Genomic DNA, 7,103 nt, shown 5'->3' on the forward strand with positions numbered 1-7,103 from the left:
TGATGCATTTGCAGCTATCTGCGAACAAGCGAAAGCAGCTTTAAACAAATAAATCAGACAATCAAAGTCCACGTAGCACCAGCTTTTAGCGAGTGTCTACTGGACTTTTTTGTTTATGAGATCCACATGTTTGGTGTTCTATTTATACTATCAAGGGTTATGAAATATTCGTATTATCCAAATCCCTTAACACTTGGTAAAATATGTGTTAGAAAAAGCCGTGAGCCATTTTCCCAAAAAATGAATCATGAATATTAGAGGATGATAGAAAATGCTATTGCCTAGTGGCGGATTCAACCAAGATTAAACTAAAGTAAGTCATCTTATGATAGAATGAAGCGATAGCGTAAAAAGGAAAAATTTATAAGTTAATGTAGAGGTGAAGCAGATGTCAATTATCGACTTAAAAGACGTCGCGGTAAAATTTGATACACCAAATGGTACCGTTGATGCAGTAAAAGATGTCAATATTTCAATCGCTGAGGGCGAAATATTTGGCGTGATTGGTTACTCTGGTGCTGGTAAATCCACACTGGTTCGTACTATCAACCGCTTGCAACCAGTAACTTCTGGGCAAGTAATTGTAAATGATAAAGAAATTAATGCCTTATCAGAAGCAGAATTACGTGCTTCTCGTAAGAAAATTGGGATGATCTTCCAACACTTTAATTTAATGAATGCGAGAACGGTTGAGGGCAATGTCCTTTTCCCATTGAAGGATTCTAAATTATCTAAGGAAGAGAAGAAACAGAAAGTACATGAGTTGTTGGAATTAGTTGGATTAGCTGACCGTAAAGATGCTTACCCAAGCCAACTATCCGGGGGACAGAAACAACGTGTAGCGATTGCGAGAGCCTTGGCTAATGATCCAGATGTCTTGTTATGTGACGAGGCGACTTCTGCCTTAGACCCCAAAACAACTTCATCAATCCTTGAATTATTGAAAGAATTGAATGAACGCTTAAACCTAACAATTGTCATCATTACCCACGAAATGCACGTTATCAAAGAAATTTGTAACCGTGTGGCGGTAATGGAGCATGGTGTGGTTGTTGAACAAGATACGATTTTCAATATCTTCAGAAATCCACAACAAAAATTGACCAAAGACTTTATCGAGTCTGCGTCTCCAATTGAAAAGGGTATTCAAGAAGTTTTAAGCAAACCAGAATTATTGAATATTCACCCAGCTGACCGCGTAATCCGCGTGACCTTCTCAGGTGCTTCAACTGGAGATCCGTTAATTTCAAAATTAACAGAGCAATTCCAAGTGAAAGCGAACATCTTATTCGGTAACATTGAAATCTTACAAAATATTCCAGTGGGTACCTTATTACTAAGCCTAAGTGGAGAAGATGCAAAAGTACAAGAAGCTATTGATTTTATTGCTTATGAAGGTATCACTTTAGAAGAATACAAAGTCGAAGGCGACCACTATATTCAAGAGGAGGTTGATGCATAATGAATTTTATCGAAAGTATCTTACCAAATGCAGCAAGTATTCCTGATGAATTTCTAGAAGCAACAATTGAAACACTTTATATGACACTTTGGACTGCAGGACTTGGATTTGTTCTTGGTCTTGGATTAGGTGTTTGGTTAGTCTTAACCCAACCTAAAGGATTAAAAGCCAACGCTGCCGTTTACGGTGTCTTAGACAAGTTTGTGAATATTTTCCGGTCTATTCCATTCGTTATTATGATTGCCTTACTTGTGAATATCACTAGACTCATCGCTGGTACTTCAATCGGTACAACTGCAGCAATCGTGCCATTAGTCGTAGCTACTGTGCCATTCTATGCTCGTCAGATTCAAAATGCCTTGGTTGAAGTAAACCCTGGTGTTATCGAAGCGGCACAAGCGATGGGCTTGTCTACTGGAGATATTGTCTTCAGAGTTTACTTAAAAGAAGCCTTACCAGGTATTATCCGTGTATCTGCATTGTCAATTATCAATGTGATTGGATTAACAGCTATGGCCGGAACTATCGGTGGTGGTGGTCTTGGTAACTTGGCTATCACACGCGGATATAACCGATTCCAAACAGATGTAACGATTATTTCTACAATCATTATCCTAATTATTGTCTTTATCTCTCAAGCTATCGCTGATCGCTTGGTGAAAAAAGTAGAGCACTAAAAAATCTGTCACTAATCAAATTTTGGAGGAGAATTATGATGAATAACAAATTTAAATTATCTGCAACAATCTTTGCTTCAATCATTGCTTTAGCTGCTTGTGGTACAACTGGTAACGAAAGTGATTCAGCTGCATCAGAATCTGCAACTGAAGAACAAGCTGAATACACTGTTGGTGTCGTTGGTGATACTGAACGTTTAGTATGGGAAGACGTTGCTGAACGTGTAGCAGATGAAGGCATCACCTTAAATGTTGAAACCTTTACTGACTACGTAACACCAAACACTGCTTTAGTAGATGGGTCATTAGATTTAAATGCCTTCCAACATTTAGCTTACTTAGCTGAATTTGTGGCATCAAACAATGCTGATTTACAACCAGTTGGTTATACTTATATCTCTCCAATGGGTGCTTACTCAGAATCATTAGAAAGCATCGATGATTTAGCTGATGGTGGTACAGTTGTTATCCCTAACGACGTGACTAACGCTGGTCGTGCCTTATTATTATTAGAATTAGCAGGCGTACTTGAAGTGGATGATGCTGCTGGTATTACACCAAGTGTTGAAGACATCACTGCTAACCCTAAAAACATTGAAATTACTGAAGTTGACGCAGCTCAAGTACCTCGTTCACTTGCTGATGCTGACTTAGTAGTTGCCAACACTAACTACGCAGTAGATGCCGGTTTAGTACCTGAGGAAGATTCAATTTTCTTAGATACTGATGACTTAGGTTCTTTAGGTGCACAATACAAAAATGCTGTTGTTGTAAGATCTGAAGATGCGGAAAATGAAGGCATCCAAACAATTGTGGAAGCTTACCAATCTGACAAAACTGCAGCTAAAATTGACGAAGTAACATCAGGCGCTGACCAACCAGCTTGGACAGACAACGATGACATCGCCGCTGACTTTGAAGATGTTGTAAATCAAAGCGAACCAGCTGAATAACCAATTCAATTTGTATTGAGAGGGGGAAATTGGATGAATAAGAAAGTGAAATTTTCAGCTACTTTATTGGCGTCAGTGTTCGCTTTAGCCGCTTGTGGTAATGGTGGGTCTACTGAATCAGATTCATCAGCCTCAAGTGAAGCAGCCAACACAGAAGAAACTTCTGAATATACGATTGGTGTTGTGGGTTCTGCAGCCCACGATGTTTGGGATGACGTAGCAAGTCGTTTAGAAGATGAAGGTATTCAACTGAATATTGAAGAATTTTCTGAATATACAACCCCCAATAATGCACTTGCAGATGGGTCACTAGATTTAAATGCCTTCCAGCATTTAGCTTTCTTAGCTGACTATGTGAATGCAAATGATGCTGACTTACAACCGATTGGTTATACTTTCATTTCACCAATGGGTGCCTACTCAGCTGTGGTTGAAAATATTGATGATTTAGCAGGCGGTGCTTCAGTTGTCATTCCAAATGATGTGACAAATGGTGGTCGTGCCTTACAATTGTTGGCCTTAGCTGGTCTGATTGAATTAGATGAAGCTGCAGGAATTTCACCTACAGTGAGTGATATTACTGCCAACGATAAAAACTTAAACATTACTGAAGTGGATGCAGCACAGGTTCCGCGATCTCTTGCGGATGCTGACTTAGTGGTTTCAAATACAAACTATGCAGTGGATGCTGGATTGAATCCTTCTGACGATGCCATTTTTGTTGATACCGACAACTTAGATAATGTTGGCGCACAATACAAAAATGCGATTGTTATCAGAGCTGAAGATGCAGATAATGAAGACTTCCAAAAAATCGTGGAAGCTTACCAATCTGAAGAAACGGCTGCCGTAATGGATGAAGTAACATTAGGTGCTGACAAACCGGCGTGGTCAGATAGTGATGATGTTGCAGGTGAATTTGCTAACGTGTTAGAACAAACCAATTAGAAAATTTATTCGTTGAGAAGCACTTCTTTAGAAATAATGAAACGTGGAAAATGGGTTAACCACCTGTTTTCCACGTTTTTATATTAAGTGGTCTTTCAAAGCCAACTAGCTGAATAATTTGCAAATACAGTTTTATAGCGACAAAGTAAGCACAGGAAGAACCCAATTGTTAGCGGAACCTGTGCTTTTTATATAGCAATTATTGGAAAATTAAATTTATTTCATTATAGGTTTTTAGTGATATTCTATCTATGATTTAAAGATTCATTCTGATAAAATAAGTTGAATTTATTCAAAGTAAAAAATTAACTTAGGAGAAGACATGAATGAGTCATATTAATATGGGACTAGCACTTCGCGGATCAGTTGAGGGCGATATGGCGCAATTAACTGGGATGCTTGAAGATGCGATTGCGTTACTTGCAATGAATAACATAGATCAATGGCAAAAGGGATCAGTATCCAGCGAAATTCTATTAGATGCGACAAGGCGTGACCAAGGCTTTGTCTGGGAGCAACGCGATACCACAGAGATTGCAGGCTTCTGTGTTTTGGATACTTACGATGAACTATACGAAGAAAACCTTGCTAAAGGCAAATGGACTATAGAGGGCCCTTATCTGGCGATTCACCGTGTCATGGTTTCCCAACATTTACGTGGTCGTAAAGTCACTACACAAATGTTTTTAGATATCAAAAAAATGGGGGTAGTCAATAACATTGCCTCATTACGAATTGATACACATCCAGACAATGTCATGATGCAGAAAACCTTGAAACGTAACGGTTTTGTTAGAACAGGCTTACTTTATATGCCATCAGGTAGTCCGCGCTACGCTTACGAATTTGATTTATCCCAAATTTAGACTAAAATAGTAGATATAACATTTCAAAATATAGTCTAGGATTGAGAGGTAGTAAGTTATGTATTATGTAAAAAATGAACGTAACGGGGAAGAAATTTTTGACCCCACTATTAACTTGGCGATTGAATATTTTCTATTGAACGAGAAGAAGTTAGATGAACCTATCTTGCTTTTCTATATCAATGAACCTTCGATTATTATTGGTAAGAATCAAAATACCCATGTTGAGATTAATGAACCTTATGTGAAAGAACATAAGGTCCACGTTGTCCGCCGTTTTTCAGGTGGAGGGGCAGTATACCACGATTTAGGCAACATTTGCTTCTGTTTCATCACTAATGATGACGGCAACTCATTTAGGGACTTTAAGAAATTCACCGAGCCTATCATTGAATCACTTGGCAAAATGGGTGTTGAAGGCGCTGAACTTAGAGGGCGTAATGACCTTGTAATCGGTGACCAAAAATTCTCTGGTAATGCCATGTATTCTAAAAATAATCGAATGACAGCACATGGCACTTTGATGTTTGATGTCAATATTGATGAAACAACGAAAGTATTGAAACCTAAAGCCGCTAAATTAAAGGCGAAAGGGGTTAAATCAATCCGTTCTCGTGTAACCAATATCAAACCCCATATGGATGCTAACGCTCAAAATATGACTCTATTCGACTTTAGAACAGCTTTATTACGTAATATATTCGATGTTGAAAATCTTGAAGACATCCAGGAATATGTCTTAACTGATGATGACTGGGCATGGATTGAAGACTTTCGTCAACAATATACCAATAATGATGACTGGAACTACGGAGAAAACCCGGACTTTGAAATCATCAGAGATGAAAGAACGCCGGCTGGCCAAATCGAATTCCAATTTAACATTTCTAAAGGTAAAATTATAGCATGTAAAATCTACGGTGACTTCTTTGGTTTAGGGGAAATTACTGACGTTGAAAATGCCTTGATTGGACAAGAATATAGCCGTGAAAATTTAATCGATATTTTCAACAGCATTAACATTAAAAACTACTTTGGTAACGTCACAGCTGAAGAATTAGCTGACTTAGCTTCATTATAAAACTAGAAAATAACATAAGTAAGAAGGGGCGAGGATTCAAATGGATCCTTGTCTTTTTGATTGAAGGCAAATTTTGCCACAAAAAAACCAGCCAACCGATTTGGGTAACTGGTTTATGAATTCTATGGTTTGTCTTAGCCAAATGCGCGACGAATTTGGACACTCGCGTTGCCTCTAGCAATTTCATGACCGCGTTCACGGACTAATCCAGCATTCAATGCGGATACTTCAGCGTATTCTTCGGCGAATGAAATTAAATCTTCAATTTCATCATCTGTTAATTCGTTTGCTTCAAATTTAATCAAGGCAAAGTAAGATTCGTTATAAACGTATAAGTCTACTTGTGAAAATTCATCTTTAAAGTCACGCGCGAAAGCTAGGAAATCTTCAAAAATCCGGAAGACTAAAGTAATTTCTCTAGGAACACGAGGTTCCTCTGTTTCAGAACTCGCTGCTTTTTTCTTCTTGTCTGCCTCTTGGTTAGCGAGGTCATCTAAGACGTTTTGGCGTTCATTTGCATTTTCTTTATCTTCATCCTCAAGCTCGCCAATTGTTTCCATTAATTGCTGGAAAGCACTATCTTCTTCATTGTCATCGCCAAAACCTTTACTGATATACAAATCGATACCGTTCCTTTTTGGCATTACTTGGAAAGTGATCGCTTCAGTGTGTTGGAATTTCTGGGACACATCGACCTCTTCAAGGATACTCATGAAAAAATGCTCAACTTCGTTTTGATTGCTCATGATATCCATAAACGAGATGCCTCGCTCAATTAAATCATCAGTATCTATAAACACGCGGATAGTATTTTCGTTAATATACTCCATTTCCATCGTAATCACCCCAATCTATTAATAAGTAGTGTAAACTAATTGATGCGAAAGTTAAAGTAATTTAGTTTGAGAAAATAAAAAGAGTACAGAAATTTGCACTCTTTCCATCATATTATCTTGTTTTAAAATTTAATTTGCGTGTGCTTCTTGTTCTTCGTAAGAGGCCAACGCTTGTTGTAATTCAAGTTTACGAACGCTTCTTGGTAAGAAACGACGAATTTCATCTTCGTTATAACCAACTTGTAAACGTTTATCATCTAAAATAATAGGGCGTCGTAAT

The 7,103-nt window shown here is 38.1% G+C and carries 8 protein-coding genes; 6 read left to right on the top strand and 2 right to left on the bottom strand.

Translation table 11 applies throughout. From position 1 onward, the window contains the following. The first annotated feature begins 388 nt into the window (after nt 1–388). The 6 genes from ACRCJ0_RS07880 to ACRCJ0_RS07905 all read left to right on the top strand — a co-directional run bounded on the left by ACRCJ0_RS07880 (nt 389) and on the right by ACRCJ0_RS07905 (nt 5,987). Nucleotides 389–1,462: a methionine ABC transporter ATP-binding protein gene (locus ACRCJ0_RS07880; RefSeq protein ID WP_431390105.1), complete on the top strand. Its 1,074-nt coding sequence runs from the start codon at nt 389–391 to the stop codon at nt 1,460–1,462. Beyond that, the gene (locus tag ACRCJ0_RS07885; protein WP_026465429.1) at nt 1,459–2,139 is read left to right on the top strand and encodes a methionine ABC transporter permease; all 681 of its coding nucleotides are present in this window, start codon (nt 1,459–1,461) and stop codon (nt 2,137–2,139) included. The genes ACRCJ0_RS07880 and ACRCJ0_RS07885 overlap by 4 nt, the downstream gene beginning before the upstream one ends. Nucleotides 2,140–2,174: 35 nt before the next feature. Next, on the top strand, nt 2,175–3,092 hold the full coding sequence (locus ACRCJ0_RS07890; protein ID WP_431390106.1) for a MetQ/NlpA family ABC transporter substrate-binding protein: 918 nt from the start codon (nt 2,175–2,177) through the stop codon (nt 3,090–3,092). Nucleotides 3,093–3,125: 33 nt separating this feature from the next. After that, nucleotides 3,126–4,040 carry a MetQ/NlpA family ABC transporter substrate-binding protein gene (locus ACRCJ0_RS07895; RefSeq protein ID WP_271736265.1) on the top strand — a complete coding sequence of 305 codons (915 nt, stop codon included), beginning with the start codon at nt 3,126–3,128 and terminating at the stop codon, nt 4,038–4,040. A gap of 326 nt (nt 4,041–4,366) precedes the next feature. Beyond that, the gene (locus tag ACRCJ0_RS07900; RefSeq protein ID WP_431390107.1) at nt 4,367–4,906 is read left to right on the top strand and encodes a GNAT family N-acetyltransferase; all 540 of its coding nucleotides are present in this window, start codon (nt 4,367–4,369) and stop codon (nt 4,904–4,906) included. 58 nt (nt 4,907–4,964) lie between these two features. Beyond that, the gene (locus tag ACRCJ0_RS07905; protein ID WP_149256180.1) at nt 4,965–5,987 is read left to right on the top strand and encodes a lipoate--protein ligase; all 1,023 of its coding nucleotides are present in this window, start codon (nt 4,965–4,967) and stop codon (nt 5,985–5,987) included. 134 nt (nt 5,988–6,121) lie between these two features. Here ACRCJ0_RS07905 and ACRCJ0_RS07910 read toward each other — a convergent pair whose 3' ends face one another. Continuing rightward, nucleotides 6,122–6,823 carry an adaptor protein MecA gene (locus tag ACRCJ0_RS07910; RefSeq protein ID WP_431390108.1) on the bottom strand — a complete coding sequence of 234 codons (702 nt, stop codon included), beginning with the start codon at nt 6,821–6,823 and terminating at the stop codon, nt 6,122–6,124. Between the two features lie 129 nt (nt 6,824–6,952). Further along, on the bottom strand, nt 6,953–7,103 hold a 151-nt coding region (locus ACRCJ0_RS07915; RefSeq protein WP_431390109.1), incomplete at its 5' end, for an ArsC/Spx/MgsR family protein.

It is taken from the genome of Aerococcus sp. L_32, assembly GCF_050689315.1.